The organism is Desertivirga arenae (assembly GCF_017355785.1).
Lineage (GTDB): Bacteria > Bacteroidota > Bacteroidia > Sphingobacteriales > Sphingobacteriaceae > Desertivirga > Desertivirga arenae.
In genome coordinates, this window is record NZ_JAFEWE010000007.1 from 238,227 (window position 1) to 254,749 (window position 16,523).

Annotated in this window: 18 protein-coding genes and 1 tRNA gene; 14 read left to right on the plus strand and 5 right to left on the minus strand. The window is 39.4% G+C overall.

Going from position 1 to position 16,523, the window contains the following annotated elements; translation table 11 throughout:
• Positions 1-60 precede the first annotated feature (60 nt).
• The gene (locus J4N24_RS15545) at positions 61-1,482 is read left to right on the plus strand and encodes an alpha-L-fucosidase (RefSeq protein ID WP_207534615.1); all 1,422 of its coding nucleotides are present in this window, start codon (positions 61-63) and stop codon (positions 1,480-1,482) included.
• Between the two features lie 82 nt (positions 1,483-1,564).
• Here the strand turns inward: J4N24_RS15545 and J4N24_RS15550 are convergent, their stop codons facing one another.
• Positions 1,565-3,805: a GH92 family glycosyl hydrolase gene (locus J4N24_RS15550; RefSeq protein ID WP_207534616.1), complete on the minus strand. Its 2,241-nt coding sequence runs from the start codon at positions 3,803-3,805 to the stop codon at positions 1,565-1,567.
• Between the two features lie 115 nt (positions 3,806-3,920).
• On the opposite strand from J4N24_RS15550, the gene J4N24_RS15555 reads away from it, so the two are divergent.
• The 5 genes from J4N24_RS15555 to rplI all read left to right on the plus strand — a co-directional run bounded on the left by J4N24_RS15555 (position 3,921) and on the right by rplI (position 7,310).
• Positions 3,921-5,399 (plus strand): sensor histidine kinase, encoded by a 1,479-nt coding sequence (locus tag J4N24_RS15555; protein ID WP_207534617.1) that lies wholly within the window; start codon positions 3,921-3,923, stop codon positions 5,397-5,399.
• Complete coding sequence (locus tag J4N24_RS15560; RefSeq protein WP_207534618.1) at positions 5,389-6,111, plus strand: response regulator transcription factor; 723 nt, start codon at positions 5,389-5,391, stop codon at positions 6,109-6,111. Before J4N24_RS15555 ends, J4N24_RS15560 begins: the two co-directional genes overlap by 11 nt.
• A gap of 110 nt (positions 6,112-6,221) precedes the next feature.
• Positions 6,222-6,587: a 30S ribosomal protein S6 gene (gene rpsF, locus J4N24_RS15565; RefSeq protein WP_207424421.1), complete on the plus strand. Its 366-nt coding sequence runs from the start codon at positions 6,222-6,224 to the stop codon at positions 6,585-6,587.
• On the plus strand, positions 6,587-6,850 hold the full coding sequence (rpsR, locus tag J4N24_RS15570) for a 30S ribosomal protein S18 (protein WP_207424422.1): 264 nt from the start codon (positions 6,587-6,589) through the stop codon (positions 6,848-6,850). The genes rpsF and rpsR overlap by 1 nt, the downstream gene beginning before the upstream one ends.
• A 16-nt stretch (positions 6,851-6,866) precedes the next feature.
• Complete coding sequence (gene rplI, locus J4N24_RS15575; RefSeq protein WP_207534619.1) at positions 6,867-7,310, plus strand: 50S ribosomal protein L9; 444 nt, start codon at positions 6,867-6,869, stop codon at positions 7,308-7,310.
• 24 nt (positions 7,311-7,334) lie between these two features.
• On the opposite strand, the gene J4N24_RS25590 is transcribed toward rplI, so the two are convergent.
• Entirely contained in the window at positions 7,335-7,481 is a 147-nt protein-coding gene (locus tag J4N24_RS25590; protein ID WP_242691663.1) for a hypothetical protein, read from the minus strand.
• Between J4N24_RS25590 and mtgA the strand changes: the two genes are divergently transcribed.
• Positions 7,444-8,109, plus strand: coding sequence for a monofunctional biosynthetic peptidoglycan transglycosylase (gene mtgA, locus J4N24_RS15580; protein ID WP_242691661.1), 666 nt, complete (start codon positions 7,444-7,446; stop codon positions 8,107-8,109). The two genes, J4N24_RS25590 and mtgA, sit on opposite strands and share 38 nt — an antisense overlap.
• A 34-nt stretch (positions 8,110-8,143) precedes the next feature.
• On the opposite strand, the gene J4N24_RS15585 is transcribed toward mtgA, so the two are convergent.
• Entirely contained in the window at positions 8,144-8,629 is a 486-nt protein-coding gene (locus J4N24_RS15585; RefSeq protein WP_207534621.1) for an ABC transporter ATPase, read from the minus strand.
• Positions 8,630-8,729: 100 nt separating this feature from the next.
• Here J4N24_RS15585 and J4N24_RS15590 point away from each other — a divergent pair, with 100 nt between their 5' ends.
• Both J4N24_RS15590 and J4N24_RS15595 read left to right on the plus strand, forming a co-directional pair.
• A complete protein-coding gene (locus tag J4N24_RS15590; RefSeq protein WP_207534622.1) occupies positions 8,730-9,149 on the plus strand; it encodes a hypothetical protein in 420 nt (139 codons plus the stop codon).
• 340 nt (positions 9,150-9,489) lie between these two features.
• Positions 9,490-9,562: transfer RNA gene (locus tag J4N24_RS15595), tRNA-Phe, on the plus strand.
• Between the two features lie 97 nt (positions 9,563-9,659).
• On the opposite strand, the gene J4N24_RS15600 is transcribed toward J4N24_RS15595, so the two are convergent.
• Together J4N24_RS15600 and J4N24_RS15605 are read right to left on the minus strand one after the other, a co-directional pair.
• Entirely contained in the window at positions 9,660-10,067 is a 408-nt protein-coding gene (locus J4N24_RS15600; RefSeq protein WP_207534623.1) for a hypothetical protein, read from the minus strand.
• A 53-nt stretch (positions 10,068-10,120) separates the two neighbouring features.
• On the minus strand, positions 10,121-11,233 hold the full coding sequence (locus J4N24_RS15605) for a response regulator (RefSeq protein WP_207534624.1): 1,113 nt from the start codon (positions 11,231-11,233) through the stop codon (positions 10,121-10,123).
• Positions 11,234-11,483: 250 nt separating this feature from the next.
• Here J4N24_RS15605 and J4N24_RS15610 point away from each other — a divergent pair, with 250 nt between their 5' ends.
• The 5 genes from J4N24_RS15610 to rsmH all read left to right on the plus strand — a co-directional run bounded on the left by J4N24_RS15610 (position 11,484) and on the right by rsmH (position 16,439).
• Positions 11,484-12,350, plus strand: a complete 867-nt coding sequence (locus J4N24_RS15610; RefSeq protein WP_207534625.1) for a universal stress protein — start codon at positions 11,484-11,486, stop codon at positions 12,348-12,350.
• 123 nt (positions 12,351-12,473) lie between these two features.
• A complete protein-coding gene (gene gap / locus J4N24_RS15615; RefSeq protein WP_207534626.1) occupies positions 12,474-13,472 on the plus strand; it encodes a type I glyceraldehyde-3-phosphate dehydrogenase in 999 nt (332 codons plus the stop codon).
• A 137-nt stretch (positions 13,473-13,609) separates the two neighbouring features.
• Positions 13,610-14,800 (plus strand): phosphoglycerate kinase, encoded by a 1,191-nt coding sequence (locus J4N24_RS15620; protein ID WP_242691655.1) that lies wholly within the window; start codon positions 13,610-13,612, stop codon positions 14,798-14,800.
• A 276-nt stretch (positions 14,801-15,076) separates the two neighbouring features.
• Positions 15,077-15,544 (plus strand): division/cell wall cluster transcriptional repressor MraZ, encoded by a 468-nt coding sequence (gene mraZ / locus J4N24_RS15625; protein WP_207534627.1) that lies wholly within the window; start codon positions 15,077-15,079, stop codon positions 15,542-15,544.
• Positions 15,537-16,439, plus strand: a complete 903-nt coding sequence (gene rsmH, locus J4N24_RS15630) for a 16S rRNA (cytosine(1402)-N(4))-methyltransferase RsmH (protein WP_207534628.1) — start codon at positions 15,537-15,539, stop codon at positions 16,437-16,439. The genes mraZ and rsmH overlap by 8 nt, the downstream gene beginning before the upstream one ends.
• The last annotated feature ends 84 nt before the right edge of the window (positions 16,440-16,523 follow it).

A 16,523-nucleotide genomic window follows, 5' to 3' on the forward strand; every position in this document is an offset into this window, starting at 1 on the left:
TCCTTCGGGGATCTCTTCCCCGGGGGAATATTTTAGATAAAATACCTCTTAATACAAATAATGAAAACACACAAAATCAAAAATTATCTGATTGCACAGGCTGCAGTCTTTCTAAGCCTCAGCTCAACACCTTCAACCGCCCTTGCACAAGCCAGTTCTGTTTCTAAAAGGCCATTAACGGAACTCCAGCAAGAATTTGTAGATCTTGGATTTGGCATGTTTATCCACTACAATATCCCTACTTATATGGATGATGACTGGGCCGATCCTGACGCTTCTCCTCAAATCTTTGCTCCAAAAAAGGTGGATACAGACCAGTGGGCAAAAGCAGCAAAAACTGCTAATATGACCTATGGCTGCCTTACTACTAAACACCATAGCGGCTTTGCAATCTGGGATACGAAAACAACTGATTACAATGTAATGAACAGTCCGTACAAACGAGACGTGGTAAAGGATTATGTAAATTCATTCAGGAAGCAGGGTTTGAAGGTGATGCTCTATTATTCTATCCTTGATACGCATCATAAACTACGTCCGGGGCAGATCACTCCCTCGCATATAAAGATGATCAAAGATCAGTTGACCGAACTGTTAAGCAATTATGGTGAGATCTCTGCTATGATCATTGACGGCTGGGATGCGCCATGGTCGCGCATATCTTATGACGACGTACCGTTTGAGGAAATTTACAATCTTATTAAGTCCATTCAGCCTAACTGTCTTGTAATGGATTTGAACGCTGCGAAGTATCCTTCAGAAGCTCTATTCTACACCGATATTAAATCTTATGAGCAAGGGGCAGGGCAGCATATTTCCAATAGGAACAGACTTCCGGCTTTGGCATGTCTTCCCTTACAACAGAACTGGTTCTGGAAAACCTCGTTTCCTACTACTCCGGTAAAGTCGGCGAATGAGATGGTAAATAAAAATGCGATGCCCTATAATCAGATCTATTGTAATTTTATTCTGAACGTAGCACCGAACAGGGAAGGAGGCATTGATGATAATGCTTTAACCGCGCTAAAGGAAATAGGAAGCCTTTATAAGAAGCCTGTCAATGCACCGAAGCTGGAAAAAATTGATGCTCCTATTATTTCTTCTAACATCGCGAAACGCTGTCCGGCTACTGCAAGTTGGAGCAATGATATGGCTATCATGGATTTTGCTACCGATGATAATTTTGGCTCTAGCTGGTTTTCTAACCCTAACGTTAAAAATCCCTGGTTTGAAGTGAACCTGCGTAAAGAAGTTCCGTTCAATATGATTGTTCTATCAAGGGAACACCCGAGCGTAACTACCTATTCATTAGAATACTTCGTAAATAATAAATGGTTTCCTTTGACACAGGTAGAAGACGGTTCTAAGATTAAAGTTCACCGCTTCGACCGGATTTGGGCGGAGAAAGTACGGGTGAAGTTTTTGAACTACAAGGACACTCCTTCGATTGCCGAATTAGGCGTATTTAACGAAAGACGTTAATACAAAATAAGCAAAAAGAAAGGGGTTGCGATGTTGTCGCAACCCCTTTCTTTTTGACTGGAGACCAGTTAATTTCTATTAATTAGCCATTTCCCCATTTTTTATTTGGTTTGCTTCCCATCACAAATTCTAGTGTTCCACCGCTTGTGATCTGCTGATGTGTGATGAATGTTTTAGTATAAGGCTTCCCGTTGAATTTAACGGACTGGACATATACATTGAGAGGAGATGCATTTGAAGTGGTCATGGTAAATTTTCGTCCCCCGCTTAATTGTATCACTGCTTTTTTGAGAATTGGAGACCCAATTTCATAGATCCCATTCGCTGGATTTACAGGATAAAATCCCATGGAGCTAAAAATGTACCAGGCAGACATTTGACCACAATCCTCATTTCCTGAATAACCTGAAGAGGAATTATTGTACAAGGTATTCAGAACTTTAGCTACGTAATTTTGTGTTTTCCAGGGTTCACCAGCGTAGTTATAAAGATAAGCTGCGTGGTGACTTGGCTCATTTCCGTGCGCATACTGGCCTATAAATCCAGATGCGTTACCATTTACTTCTTCGGGAAGCGAATTTAATGTGAAGAACTTGTCGAGCTTTTCTGTAAATGCTTTGTTGCCGCCAACCAGAGAAATTAGTCCTTTTACATCTTGTGGTACATACCAGAAGTATTGCCAGGCATTACCTTCGGTGTAAGGGTTTCCACCGTTGCCGCCATATTGAAGAGGGTTGAATGGACTTAGCCATGTCCCATCACTGTTTTTTGCTCTGAAGAAGCCGGTGGTATTGTCGTAAAGATTGCGATAGCGTTGAGACCTTTCCATGAAATACTTATAATCATCTTCTTTACCGAGCAGCTTGGCAAATTGGGCCACACACCAGTCATCGTAGGCCATCTCCAGCGTAATTGAAACAGATTGGGACTGAATGTTTTCGGGGATGTATTTGTATTTGTCCCAGGAAGAAAAAGGAGAACCCTGATGGTCTGTAACAGAAGAACCTTTTACGGCTGCATATGCCTTATTCAGGTCGAACCCCTTAATCCCCTTTAGTGCCGCATCGACAATTACTGGGATGGCGTGATTTCCTATCATACAGTAATTCTCTTCTCCCCACAACTGCCATATTGGTAAATAGCCGTAGGTATCGAACTGACGGATCATGCTATTGATAAACCCAGCTGTTCTTTCCTCCTGAAGTAAAGTATACAGTGGGTGTGCTGCCCTATAAGTGTCCCAAAGAGAAAAAGTCGAGTAATGAGCTTTATCATCTGCTTTTTTTATACTGAGATCTGTTGCCTGGTACTCTCCGTTAACATCCGCCAGATTATTAGGTTGAATAAATGCGTGATACAGGCCAGTATAATATATTTCTTTTTGTTCCTGCGTACCCTCAACCACTACTTTGGCAAGTTCTTTTTCCCATTTGCGATCCGCTTCCTGAACTATTTCATCAAAATTCCAATTGGGATTTTCCTGTTGTAAATTGATGCGGGCATTTTCAATGCTAACAGGAGAAAGACCCACTTTTACAAGTAAGGGCTTTTGAGAGTTTGGTTTGAAACTGGCAAGGGCTTTTATGTTGGTTCCATTTACAACCGCGGCATCTTTGCGTAGGGTAGAGCCTTCATATAGTTCCATATCGGTAATAGGCTCTGAAAATTCTGCTCTGAAGAAGACTTTTCGTAGTCGCGCCCAACCTGTCAGGATCCTATACCCCTCGATTGTATTATTATTTACTAATCTGATGCTCGATTCAATTATTTTGCACTCCCAGTAGTTTCGCTTTTTGCTTAGGGAATGATCCAGATCGATAAGCAGCTTGGCGGTTTGATTTTGGGGGAAAGTATACCGATGAAAACCAGTGTGCTCAGTAGCTGTTAGCTCTGCATTTACATTATAGTCCTTTAGTTTCACTTGATAATATCCTGCTCTTGCCTGTTCCTGATCATGGGAGAAACTAGATTCATAATGCTTACCCTTGTCGCCTGTTGCCGGCATGAAAAGGATATCAAAAAGATCTGCCACACCAGTTCCACTAAGGTGGGTATGGCTAAACCCTATTATTTTATTATCATTATAATCGTATCCTGATGCCGGCTCTTCTGGATCACGCCTGGTATCAGGACTTAGTTGTACGAATCCAAATGGCAAAGTAGCTCCAGGGAAATTGCTACCGGATAAGCTATTCTTATCAACAGCACCTGTACCAATAAAGGGTTTAACAAACTTTGTAAGGTTTTTCTCCTGGGATCTGGAGGTGAAAGGGGCCGTCAGCATAATTGCAGCTGAAAGAATCCTGACCGTGTATCTATTCATGAATATAAGAGTATTAACTGGTAAAATTATGAGCAGGGCACTTGCAATATTGTTAATAAAGTGCGAATGAATTGTTAATGAAAATATAACGGAGCTATAATAATTCAGTGATTAGATGAAATTACATTATTTTTCAGCTTCACAAGTTTCTATGAACGTCTCGGGAAAGTTCTATACTGCTATTGCTGTTCTCTGTTTTATTGTTTTGCTGTATATACATTATATATTAATATTCAATACCTACGAATTAAAGAATAAGCAGTATAATCTGGAAGAGAAGGTGATTTTGAACGAAGCTTATGGAGGCTCAATTCCTAATGATAAGGTTTATCCTGGGGGCCAGCGCGTCCTGGATAAGTATATTAACCAGAACATTCGCCGGTTCGAATTACTGCATAAAACCCGGCCAACTGCTTTTGATCAATTGGCCCGGCGTGTTTGCGATAGTGTTTTCGCAGAATTAAGAGCGAAAAGCGTAATGGACTCCCTCTTTAGGGAGATCATCAAAAAGTACAATCTTAGTAAAGAACTTAGGTATTTGCTTACTATCGAAAAGCTTTCTGTTACCTTCGATGGTAATAATTACCACACTCTTTATCCTTTTAGTAAGGGAGCACCTAATAACCCTTATAAATATACCTCGGCAGAAGGGGTGATTATTGACGGTAGCCTGGCTGCACCAGATAAGCAGAATGAGGTTTCAACAGTATCTGTAACTACTCCGGAAGCTTACAGCTATCAGATCACTTTCAGTCTTTTTGCCGACTATGACAATAGAACAATGAAGATCATCCGCGATATGAGTCCGACTTTTCTTTTGTCCTTATCATCCATCCTTTTTGTTGTAGGGATTTACTTTTTTACATACAGGAATTGGCAGCGCCAAAAGAAACTTTCGGAGATGAAGACAGACTTTCTGAATAGCATTACTCATGAATTCAATACCCCCTTAAGCACTATTCTTGTTGCAAATAAGAGCCTTCAGAATCCAGAGATCATCGAGAACAGGGATAATGTTTACAACCTTGCCGAAGTTATTCAGAGGCAAGCTACCCGTTTGCAGGCTCTTATTAACCTGGCCCTTGATATAACAGCTATGCCTTCACGTAATCTTCAAAAGGAAATTTATGATTTCAACAGCCTGATATCGGAAATTATCGAAGATTATAAGATAAAATGCCAGAATAAAGTTCAAATCAGTTTTAATAAAGAAATTGCCAGAGAGAATGTCCTTTTGGATCGTTTTCTTTTTACCACCACCCTTTACAATCTTTTTGATAATGCGGTGAAGTATAACAGGGCGCAGAACAAGCAAATCCAAATAGAAACTAAATATGAGGGGGATTTTGTTGTTCTTTCCATAGAAGACAATGGAATTGGTATTCCAACTATGATAAAAAACCAGGTATTTGATAAATTTTACCGGGGAAAGAATGAAATCGGAGCTGGAGGTCTTGGATTAGGCCTCTTTTATGTCCGGCAATCCATAGATGCACATGGATGGTCAATAAAAATTAATAGTGAACACGAAAATGGGAGTAAATTTTCTATTTTTATTCCTAGGATGAGAGAAATAAAGCCAAATGAGGTATAAACTACTATTTGTAGAGGATGAAGCGGATCTTGGCAATGTAACCGCACAATATCTTGGGTTTATGAATTTCGATGTTGTGTGGCGTTCTTCTGCAGAGGAGGCTTTTCAAACGTATCGGGAATCACCCGAAGCGTTTGATCTACTGCTTCTTGACGTTCAATTGCCGGATTTCAGTGGCTTCGACCTTGCTGAGCGCATCATCAGAATTAACAGCAAGCAACCGTTTCTTTTCCTTACAGCAAAGAATGATAAGAAAGATCGTTTACAGGGTTTGAACATTGGCGCTGATGATTACATAATAAAGCCTTTTGATATTGACGAACTTGTTCTTCGTATCCGTAATATCCTGCGCCGGCAATCGAAGACTGAGGAAAAGGGAGGAAATTCCAATTCAGACGAAATTGTGATAGGTGATATTCTATTCCAGAAAAACCTTCTTCAACTAAACTTTACCAACAATCATACTCTTACATTAACGGTAAGAGAGGCCGAGCTTCTGGAATATTTGAGTAAGAACCCGGACCGTGTGCTTAAAAGAGAAGATATTCTTCTGCAATTATGGGGAGATAATGATTATTTTATGGGTAGGAGTCTGGATGTGTTTATCTCCAGGTTACGAAAAGCATTAATCCATTCCGCTACAATAAGTATAGATAATGTTTACGGTATGGGCTTTATTTTTAATACCAGGAAAGGAGATAACGCTCGGTAGCACTTATTGTGGCTCAGATTTTCTCATTATGCGTTTTGATTTTAATTCCTTTATTTCTACATTTGCACTCCCTTTGTTAAAGGGTTAATTAATTGATAAACAAACAGAAAATGCAACAGTACGAAACAGTGATCGTTCTTACCCCGTTGTTATCTGATGAAGCTGCGAAAGAGGTTATTGCCAAATTCCGCGGTGTTTTAACTGATAACGGAGCCGAAATTATCCATGAGGATAATTGGGGTTTGAAAAAACTAGCGTATCCAATCCAAAAGAAAACAACTGGATACTATCACCTAATTGAATTTAAGGCTCCGGGTGAATTAATCAATAAACTGGAGGTTGAATACAAGCGTGATGAGCGTGTGATGCGTTTCTTAACGATTGCTCTTGACAAGCATGCACGTGCTTATAGCGAGAAAAAACGTAGTGGCGCTTTCAATCAGAAAAAACAACAAACTGAGGAGGTAGCTGGATAATGGCAAGAGAACAAATTCAATACGTAACTGCTCCTAAAGTAGAGGACAACCGTAAAAAGTATTGCCGTTTCAAAAAGAACGGTATTAAATATATCGATTACAAAGACGCTAACTTCCTTTTGAAGTTTGTTAACGATCAAGGTAAAGTATTACCACGTCGTTTAACCGGTACTTCTTTGAAGTTTCAGCGTAAGGTGGCTCAGGCGGTTAAGCGTGCTCGTCACATCGGTATTTTACCATATGTTACTGATTCATTAAAATAATTGGAGGTATTACGACATGGAAATTATTTTAAAACAGGATGTTAAAAACCTTGGCGAGAAAGACGACGTAGTTAAAGTAAAGCCAGGTTACGGACGTAACTACTTAATTCCACAAGGATTTGCTACTTTAGCTACTCCTTCTGCAAAGAAAGTACTTGCTGAAAACTTGAAACAAGCTCAATTCAAACAAGAGAAGATTAAAAATGATGCTCTTGCAATTGCAGCTCGTTTAGAGAATGTTAAACTTACTATCGGCGCTAAAGCTGGTGAAAGTGGTAAAATCTTTGGTGCTGTTAACACTATTCAGGTAGCAGATGCATTGAAGAAAGAAGGATTCGATGTTGATCGTCGCCGTATTACTTTCGAAACTGAACCTAAGTTTGTAGGTGAATATATTGCTAACTTAAACTTACATAAAGAAGTTAAAGTTAAAGTTGCTTTTGAAGTTGTAGCTGAATAAGCTTTCTTTCGAAAGAAAATAAAATTAAAGTGCTTCTGGTAATTTATCAGAAGCACTTTTTATTTTTGCCCCGATGCCTCCTGCAAAGAAAAAGTCCCCAAAGAAAAGCTCTACCAGATTCTCCAGATTTCTTTTGATAGCCAAGAAAGTACTTCTATGGTTTTTTATCATTTCTATATCCTGGGTTATACTCTACCGTTTTATTAATCCTCCTGTTACGCTATTAATGCTCCAAAGAGGAATAGGAGGTGTTGTTTCCGGAGATGGGTGGAAACTGGAGAAAGAATGGCGTAGTGCGGATGAATTGTCCAATAATCTTAAGCTTGCCGCTGTAGCTGGTGAAGACGCTAATTTCCTGCATCATTTTGGGTTTGATTTTAAATCAATTCAAAAGGCGTATGCGAAAAATAAAGCAGGAAAGCCAATAAGAGGCGGGAGTACTATTAGTCAGCAAACAGCGAAAAACGTTTTTTTATGGCCTGGTCGCTCTTATATAAGAAAGGCTTTTGAAGCATATTTTACGCTGCTTATCGAGATCTTTTGGAGTAAAGAAAGGATTCTTGAGGTATACTTGAACGTTGCTGAAATGGGAGACGGCATTTATGGTGCCGAGGCTGCAACAAGAGAGTACTATCACAAGTCGTCACACCGATTAACGAAAGGGCAAGCTGCATTGCTTATTGCAGTGCTGCCTAATCCCAGAAAATGGTCGCCCGCTCATCCAACCAAGTATATTTACTATAAGCAGTATTTGATATTGAGAAATATGAGGAGAATTGGTAAGCTTCGATTTGACTAGTCTGTTCTAATCAAATCAAAAGCTTTCCTGTACTTTATCCGACAGGGTTTAGGTTGAAGACTCTTTTATGCCAGCTTTGCTTAAAGGGAGTCTCCCAATTCTCGTCTAATTCTTTCCTGGTCTGGACTAGATTGTTAAATACTATGGTATCCTCAGTTATTTTTCCATCCCGAATTAGTCCTTCAAATTCAATTCTGTTACATGATAATACCTGTTCTTGCTGCTTATAGGCAATGTTAAACCGGTCAAAAAGATTTACCTTATATTCCGCCTCAATCTGCTGCATAAGTTTAACTGATTTATCAATAGAGCAGCCTGTAGCTCCGGCCTGACTTTCATCAACCATTAATATAAGGAAGCGATCAAACCTTATTTCTGCAAATGCTGACAGTTGGTGGCCATGAGCTTGCCATTGACCGGTAAAAGCCGTTAATAATGCTTCTATTTCTGTTTTCTCCGTATCTGTAAAGGGTCGGTCAGACTGATAAATCCATACCCTTGAATTTTCTGAAATTTGCATAATGTAAAGGTACTTAATTCTTAAATTAGTGGAGGTTTAGCTTTTCCAAATCATGTTTTATAATTGTCAAAAAGGACCTATCCTGATTTTGTTTTTTACCATGTGTTTTCTTTTTTCGGCATATTCAGATGATACTATTCCACAGAACTTTAGATGGGCTGAAAGTTACGTTAAGAGTTGTTTTGATGCAACTGCTGGTAATCAAAAGCTAAAGAAATGGGAGCTGTCAATCACGGACAAGGGCTTCTTTAGATTCAGGAAATATTATATAAACGGAAAACAAGAGTATTTTTCATTCAATCTAAAGAGGTTTGATCATCTTACCTACCTGGGGACAGAAGAGTTTGGCCAAATTGTTTTGAGGACAAAGCAGGATGACATTATTGTTCAAACTTATAACGATCCGAAAGGTAATATAGACTCTATGGCACATGAATTAAAAATTCCAGTGATTAATGTGCATGTTGAATTGCTGGATAGTTTAAATATTAACCTGTCTTATTTGATGAAAGAAAACTAGCCTAAAATCATACTTTTATTTAAAAAAGGCCAAGGAATTGTTAATTTATTATTGAATAGATAAGATATATCTCTATTTTTGTTGTGGAAGTTAATGCTCTCATAGATTTAACTTCTGATTAATGATTAATGTGTTAAAATAAGATGGCTCGTTTCTCCCAAGGCAACGAGCCATACTTATTTTAAGCCCTTCCTTAACGGATAGATCAGGTCCAAGCTTACCTGTCCTATTATTGTAATTCAAACCTCATATAATAGAAGGTTGAAGAGTGGTTTTAAGTTTTTTTTAAAAAAGTTTTTTTAAATCAAAAAAGAACTTACATTTGCAGCCCCAACGGGATGGTATCATAGCTCAGTTGGTAGAGCAAAGGACTGAAAATCCTTGTGTCGCTGGTTCGATTCCAGCTGATACCACAAAAAGGTTTCTTCTAATAGAAGAGACCTTTTTTTATGCTTAAATTCTTCAGTCAATTATTCTTGTAGGTAGGCTTGCTTGAAATTAATAAGGTTATTATGGGTTTATCTTTGCAAAGATCACACCCGCTACTACAGACTGCACAAAGCCGTACAAAAACCAGCTCGCTACCATTGTTATAGTAATGTCTAAGGAGCTAAATGTGATCCACATTACTGGCAGTAAGGCAACGAGAGCATAGATAAGTCCAAATTCAATACCTCTGAGAAGAAAATGTCCGCTGAATAAACTTTTAAACCTTTCCCAAAACCAGGAAAGTGCAAAGCTGATGATAAAAGCGTGCAGATAAAAAAGAATATCTCTGCTTCCATCTGAGTTGAAAAGAGGATTATTATAGAGTAGAAAGAATTCGGGAAAGAATCTAATGGCAAGATACAGTCCGCCGTAACTAATAATGAATAAACTAACACCAGCTATTAGCCCAGAATACAGTATCTTTTTCATCTATCGTTAGCCCTTTACAACCATGCAGGCATAAGCGAAATTAATGATTTTAACTAAGGTTGGGGATGATCTGTATTTTTTTGAATGGTGACCTCCGTCATTTTTATTTCAGAGCCTGGGAAGTTTCTTAATCGTTCCTCATCTAAAATTATAATGCGCCCCTCTTGTATATCAATTAGTTTGTCGGCTTTGAATTCCTTTAGCATCCTAATCAATGATTCGTGGGCGGATCCAATAATGTGTGCCAGATCTTCCCTTGAGATCTCTATAGAGGAATATCCGCTCCGGGTGTTGCTAAACTTTTCGGCCACTTCAATGATTCCGTTTGCTATTCTTTTGCGTAAGGGATCGTAAGCCATCTTAATAAGTCTTTCTTCCTTCCGTGTTAATTCATGAGACATAATCTCCAGGAACTGTCTGGCTGTATGGGTGTCGTGGTTTAGTATTTCCAGAAAGTCTGTTTTCGGAATGAGGATCAGTTCGGCCTCTTCAATCACCTGTGCATTCTCAGTATAAAGGATCTGTTCGAGAATTTGCCTGTGTCCTAGAAAATCACCCTCTCCATAAATATTTGTAATTAACTCTTTACCTTCATGAAGTCTGTACTCCTTCAGCTTTCCCGATAGTACATAAAATACTGTCGAGGGTTTCTGGCCTACGCTATATAAAATATGTCTCTTTTTGTACCGGTATGATTCTTTATATCTGTTTTTAAGATCGATCGTGTTTGCCGGATCTGCCGGCTTTTGCTGCTCCTCAGTGGGATTGGGAGGTGTCGCAAAGGTTTTGCGAAGTTCTTCTGATTTTTTCAGGCGCAAATCGATGGTCTGGAGAAGTTCAATTTCTTTAAGGGGTTTAATAAGGTAGTCATCTGCACCCATTCCCATTCCCTTTCTCAGATCTTCAGACTCGTTTTTACCGCTTAGGAAAATAAAAGGAGTAAGTTTTGTCTGCGGATGCCTGCTCAGGATATTAAGTACACCGTAGCCGTCGATGCCCGGCATTATTACATCACATAAGATCAAGTCGGGTATTTCAAGTAGCGCTTTTTCGATTCCGCTTCTTCCATTAGCTGCTGTAATCGGAATGAATTCGCAAAGGGTAAGCATTTCAGCGAGGCTATCTCTTAAAGATTCGTCGTCATCGATTAACAAAATCTTTTTCATGTTCATTTGTGTAAAAGCGGATAACAGGAAAACGCAACATTAAGGGAGGATTGCAAGCGCTATCTTAACATTCATTTAATAATACAAAAGTGTAATGATGGCGGTCTTAATAAAATGAGGAGGGTCATATTTTGGAATTTGTTATTTTCTCATTAGAGAAGTAGTATAATCAGAGTCAAAAGTATTAGTGATGAAGATCATTGAGCCGTGTGAACTTTTGAGGCAATTTTATAAAAAAATAGAACCCGGTATGAAGAATATCTTAGTGTTGACTGATTTCTCTGAGAAATCAAAACATGCTGCAGAGGTTGCCTGGACAATAGCTAAACAAGTCAGAGCCGACTTGCTTCTTTACAATGTGTGTTACATTCCTGACTCCAAAGCGGTATTGGCGGGCCCCAATAGACTATATTACGATAACTATACTATATACAATGATGCAACAAGAATAAATCTTCAGGTTATGGCTGATAGACTAGTGCAAAGATTGTTTGTTGCTGGAGAAGAGTTTAATCCTTCCGTAAGATGTACTCATGATATTGGGCTCTTAAAGGATAACATTAAAGCTATTCAGGAAAGAGAGGATATTTGGATGATTGTAATGGGGGATAAGAGTGATGAGGGAATTATTCATCAACTGGTTTATAGCAGTGATAGTAATGAAGTGGTGAATAAGGCAAAGTGCCCCGTGTTGCTAGTTCCGGAAAAATTCACTTTCCGGTCTCTTAAGAAGATCGCGTTCACTACAGATGTTTTTTCCAATGTGGATTTTCGCGCTTTAATTTTTGTGGCCGAACTTGCAAGACCTTTCAGGGCAGAGATTTCGGTTACTCATATTAATTTAAATGAGCTTGGTGAAAATTCCGACTCGATTCATTATAAATCTGTGAAGAGAGCGAAAGATGATATAAATTATGAAAGAATAAGTTATAAAGAGATCTTGGCAGATGAGGTGCCTAAGACCTTGGTGCAATATGCTTATAATATTCATGCGGATATTATTACTCTGGTTCATAAACGTTATCCATTTTTTGAAGATCTGTTTCACATTAGTACAACCAAACGGATGATGAACTATCATCTTCTGCCAATGTTGATCTTCCCTGCGGCTTTTTAGGATTTGAACAAGCGGCCGGTCTTAGAATAACCCATGTGCAAGCTAATTCTAAATGCTAACTTTGGCCGAACAAATATAAAGGCCTCAGGTTCGGAGGAATAATAGAGCATAGCATTAGAAAGAATGAGAATTGCAATAAATGGTTTTGGAAGGATTGGTAGAACGGTATTAAGAACTTTACTTGCCACTCAAACAGGCGAGGTGGTTGCTATAAACGATTTAACAGATGCAGTTACATTAGCACACCTGGTAAAGTACGACTCAGTTCACGGAGGTTTTAAAGGAACAGTTGAAGCTGGTGATAAGGAAATTGTGATTAATGGGAAGCGAATTCCGGTATTTGCAGAAATTGACCCCGTTAATCTTCCATGGGGAGCCCTGGAGGTAGATGTGGTTATCGAGTCGACCGGGAAGTTTACCTCCGAGGAAAAAGCATCTCTTCATTTACAGGCAGGGGCCAGGCAAGTGGTAGTTTCGGCCCCGTCAGGGACAAGAGGTGTACCTACAGTGGTTCTTGGTGTAAATGATCATGAAATTGATTTTAGGGCGCCTTTGCTTTCGAATGCGTCTTGCACAACAAATAATATAGCTCCAATGATCAAGGTCCTGGAGGATAATTGGGGAATTGTGAATGGTTATATTACAACAGTCCACTCCATGACAGGAGATCAAAACCTTCACGATGCACCTCATAAAGATCTACGACGAGCCAGAGCGGCATCATCTTCAATTATACCTACTACAACCGGAGCAGCAAAGGCTATCACTAATATATTCCCCCATTTGGAAGGCAAGTTGGGAGGTGCAGGGATAAGGGTTCCTGTCTTAAATGGTTCACTGACGGATTTTACTTGTATCCTTAAGATGCAGCCTACTGTGGAAGAAATCAACGAAGCATTTCGTGAAGCAGCAGAAGGATATCTGAAAGGAGTGATGTTTTATACAGAAGATCCAATCGTATCAGTTGATATATTGGATAATTCTCACTCCTGCATTTTTGACTCTAAGCTTACTTCAGTAGTAGGTGGATTAACTAAGGTGGTAGGTTGGTACGATAATGAATATGGTTATTCAAGTCGCCTCGCAGACCTTATCCGGAAGATTGAGGAGGCAAAGGTCTGAAGGTTTGATAAGTGCTTAGTGTTTAAAATACACTTTTGTTTTTAATTAAAATCGTGTAGTTTTACCGCCCTTGGAAAGCGGTATTCAAAATGATAAGTGAATTTCTAATAACCCCATAATAAACAAATTTAATTCTGATGAAGACAATCGATAATTTGAATTTTGCAGGTAAAAAGGCGTTAATCCGAGTTGATTTTAACGTTCCTCTTGATAAAGAATTTAACATCACTGATGATAATCGTATTCAGGGTGCCTTACCAACTATTAAAAAGATCTTAAATGATGGTGGGGCTGTGATCCTTATGTCGCATCTTGGAAGACCGAAAGAAGGTCCTACAGAGAAATATTCTTTAAAGCACCTGGTAAATCATTTATCGAAAGTTTTAGGGAAAGATGTACAGTTTGCAGATGACTGTGTTGGTGAGCAAGCAATAGAAAAGGCAGCAGCTCTTCAAACTGGGGATGTTTTACTACTTGAAAATCTTCGTTTTTACAAAGAAGAAGAAAAAGGGGATGAAGCCTTCGCTGAAAAACTAAGCAAGTTAGGGGACGTTTATGTGAACGACGCTTTTGGAACTGCTCACCGTGCTCATGCCTCAACTGCTATTATTGCTAAATTTTTTCCTGACGCAAAGTATTTTGGCTATTTGATGGCTGGCGAGTTAGCTAATGCAGAGAAGGTTTTGAATAATGCAGAAAGGCCCTTTACTGCTATTATGGGTGGTGCTAAGGTTTCTGATAAGATATTGTTAATTGAGCGTTTGTTGGAGAAGGTAGATAATCTTTTGATTGGTGGAGGTATGGCTTACACTTTTGCAAAGGCACAAGGTGGAAACATCGGTAAATCTTTGGTAGAAGATGATAAGTTAGAGTTAGCTCTTAGCTTGATTGAAAAAGCGAAATCAAAAGGTGTAAACCTGGTATTGCCTACTGATTCTATTATTGCAGATAACTTTGCGGCTGATGCTAACAGTGATGTGGCAAGTAATGATGATATCAAAGAGGGTTGGATGGGATTAGATATTGGTCCGGATTCTGTAAAAGTTTACAAAGATGTAGTAGCGAATTCAAAAACGATACTTTGGAATGGACCAATGGGGGTATTTGAAATGGAGAAGTTTGAAGCAGGAACAAAAGCTGTTGCAGAGGCTGTTGTAGAAGCGACCGAAAAAGGAGCATTCTCCTTAATCGGTGGAGGTGACTCTGCGGCTGCTGTTGCAAAATTTGGTTTTGAGGAAAAGGTGAGTTACGTTTCTACTGGAGGCGGCGCTCTTCTAGAATACATGGAGGGTAAAGAACTTCCCGGTGTTGCTGCGATTAATGCATAGAAATACATAGAAAGAATCCTTCTGGATTTCTTATATTTTTCCTTGAAGTGGGAAAATGTGGTCGAGTTCCTCCACATTCTCCCACTTTTTCTTTTTTATGTCCCCTCCGTTCCTATGCTCTCCCAGCCCTTTTTATTGTACTTTCTTAGAATTTTGCCGCTGCAATTTTAAGGGAGAGTGGGAGAAAATTCTTGTTGAAAACTTTTTTGTGGAGCAAAGTGGTAAAAAGTGGTAAAAGCTTTTTACTTTTACTCTGTTAAATAGTCTACAACCCATATGTCTCATTTCTTAGGAGAATTTGAATGCAAACTTGACGCTAAAGGCAGAATAATGCTGCCTTCAGGTCTGCGCAGGCAAATGCCCGAAGCGGAGAAGGAAGGGTTGGTGATTAACAGAGGATTTGAAAAGCACCTGGTAGTATATACCCGCAAAGAGTGGGATACAATAATGGAGGATCTTAGCAAGCTAAATCAGTACGAAAAGAAGACGAGAGAGTTTATTCGCTACTTTACTCGCGGAGCAACAGAGTTAACTCTGGATGCCGCAGGCAGGGTATTGTTACCTAAATCGTTGCTTGATTACGCTGAAATAGGATCGGATGTGGTGTTATCTTCGCAATTCAATAAAATTGAAGTTTGGGCTAAGGATGCATATGACGCTCAGATGGATGATGAGCCTGAAAACTTTGCGAATCTGGCAGAGGAAGTAATGGGTGGCCTTGGAAGGAGGGGTGGGAATGAGTAATTATCACGTCCCTGTAATGTTGAGAGAGTGTATCGAGTCGCTCGATATAAAGTCTGATGGGATTTATGTTGATGTGACATTTGGCGGGGGAGGTCATTCCAGAGAGATATTAAAAAATCTTGGTGGGGAAGGCCGATTGTTGGCTTTTGACCAGGATGTAGATGCGCAAAGAAATATTCCGCAAGATGATCGGTTAACCTTTATAGATCAGAACTTCCGCTATCTGAAAAATTATTGCCGCCTTCACAAGGCTTTGCCGGTGGATGGTATTCTGGCTGATCTCGGTGTTTCATCGCATCAGTTTGATCAGCCGGAGCGGGGTTTTTCTACTCGTTTTGATGCAGACTTAGATATGAGGATGGATCAAGGCGGGAGTTTAAATGCTAAGGAGGTTGTTAATACTTATTCTGAAGAAGACCTGCATCGCATCTTTGGAATGTATGGAGAGATTCAGAATGCGAAGTCGCTAGCAAGAGTGATTGTGACATCAAGGTTGAATAAACCTATTGATACTATCGCTGGGTTGAAAGAGGTAATAAAGAAGCTTATTCCTAAAGGGAAAGAACATAAATATTTAGCTCAGGTGTTTCAGGCTTTACGGATAGAGGTAAATCAGGAGCTCGAAGCTTTGCAAGAGTTTTTGGCTCAGTCCATTGAAGTATTGAAGCCCGGGGGAAGGCTGGTGATCATGTCCTATCACTCGCTGGAGGATAGGTTGGTGAAGAATTTCATAGCAAAGGGGAAGTTTAAAGGTGAGGTTGAAAAGGATTTCTTTGGAAATGAAATTAAGCCTTTGGAAGCTGTGACCAGAAAGGCGATTGTGGCCTCACCTGAGGAGATTTCAGAAAATAACAGGGCGAGAAGTGCGAAATTGAGGGTGGCTGTTAAGCTTTAATTATTGGCGTGTTGAAGCTTACGAATATAGATTGGCTTTAATATGACGAGGAAAGCTTTTGCAGTATTAAATTTTGAATTTTTA

Coding starts and splice junctions, on each gene's coding strand:
- J4N24_RS15545 (WP_207534615.1), top strand. CDS start 61: ATGAAAACACACAAAATCAAAAATTATCTGATTGCACAGGCTGCAGTC.
- rpsR (WP_207424422.1), top strand. CDS start 6,587: ATGGCAAGAGAACAAATTCAATACGTAACTGCTCCTAAAGTAGAGGAC.
- J4N24_RS15605 (WP_207534624.1), bottom strand. CDS start 11,233: ATGAAAAAGATTTTGTTAATCGATGACGACGAATCTTTAAGAGATAGC.
- J4N24_RS15600 (WP_207534623.1), bottom strand. CDS start 10,067: ATGAAAAAGATACTGTATTCTGGGCTAATAGCTGGTGTTAGTTTATTC.
- mraZ (WP_207534627.1), top strand. CDS start 15,077: ATGTCTCATTTCTTAGGAGAATTTGAATGCAAACTTGACGCTAAAGGC.
- rplI (WP_207534619.1), top strand. CDS start 6,867: ATGGAAATTATTTTAAAACAGGATGTTAAAAACCTTGGCGAGAAAGAC.
- gap (WP_207534626.1), top strand. CDS start 12,474: ATGAGAATTGCAATAAATGGTTTTGGAAGGATTGGTAGAACGGTATTA.
- J4N24_RS25590 (WP_242691663.1), bottom strand. CDS start 7,481: ATGATAAAAAACCATAGAAGTACTTTCTTGGCTATCAAAAGAAATCTG.
- J4N24_RS15550 (WP_207534616.1), bottom strand. CDS start 3,805: ATGAATAGATACACGGTCAGGATTCTTTCAGCTGCAATTATGCTGACG.
- rsmH (WP_207534628.1), top strand. CDS start 15,537: ATGAGTAATTATCACGTCCCTGTAATGTTGAGAGAGTGTATCGAGTCG.
- J4N24_RS15610 (WP_207534625.1), top strand. CDS start 11,484: ATGAAGAATATCTTAGTGTTGACTGATTTCTCTGAGAAATCAAAACAT.
- J4N24_RS15560 (WP_207534618.1), top strand. CDS start 5,389: ATGAGGTATAAACTACTATTTGTAGAGGATGAAGCGGATCTTGGCAAT.
- J4N24_RS15555 (WP_207534617.1), top strand. CDS start 3,921: ATGAAATTACATTATTTTTCAGCTTCACAAGTTTCTATGAACGTCTCG.
- J4N24_RS15620 (WP_242691655.1), top strand. CDS start 13,610: ATGAAGACAATCGATAATTTGAATTTTGCAGGTAAAAAGGCGTTAATC.
- J4N24_RS15590 (WP_207534622.1), top strand. CDS start 8,730: ATGTGTTTTCTTTTTTCGGCATATTCAGATGATACTATTCCACAGAAC.
- rpsF (WP_207424421.1), top strand. CDS start 6,222: ATGCAACAGTACGAAACAGTGATCGTTCTTACCCCGTTGTTATCTGAT.
- J4N24_RS15585 (WP_207534621.1), bottom strand. CDS start 8,629: ATGCAAATTTCAGAAAATTCAAGGGTATGGATTTATCAGTCTGACCGA.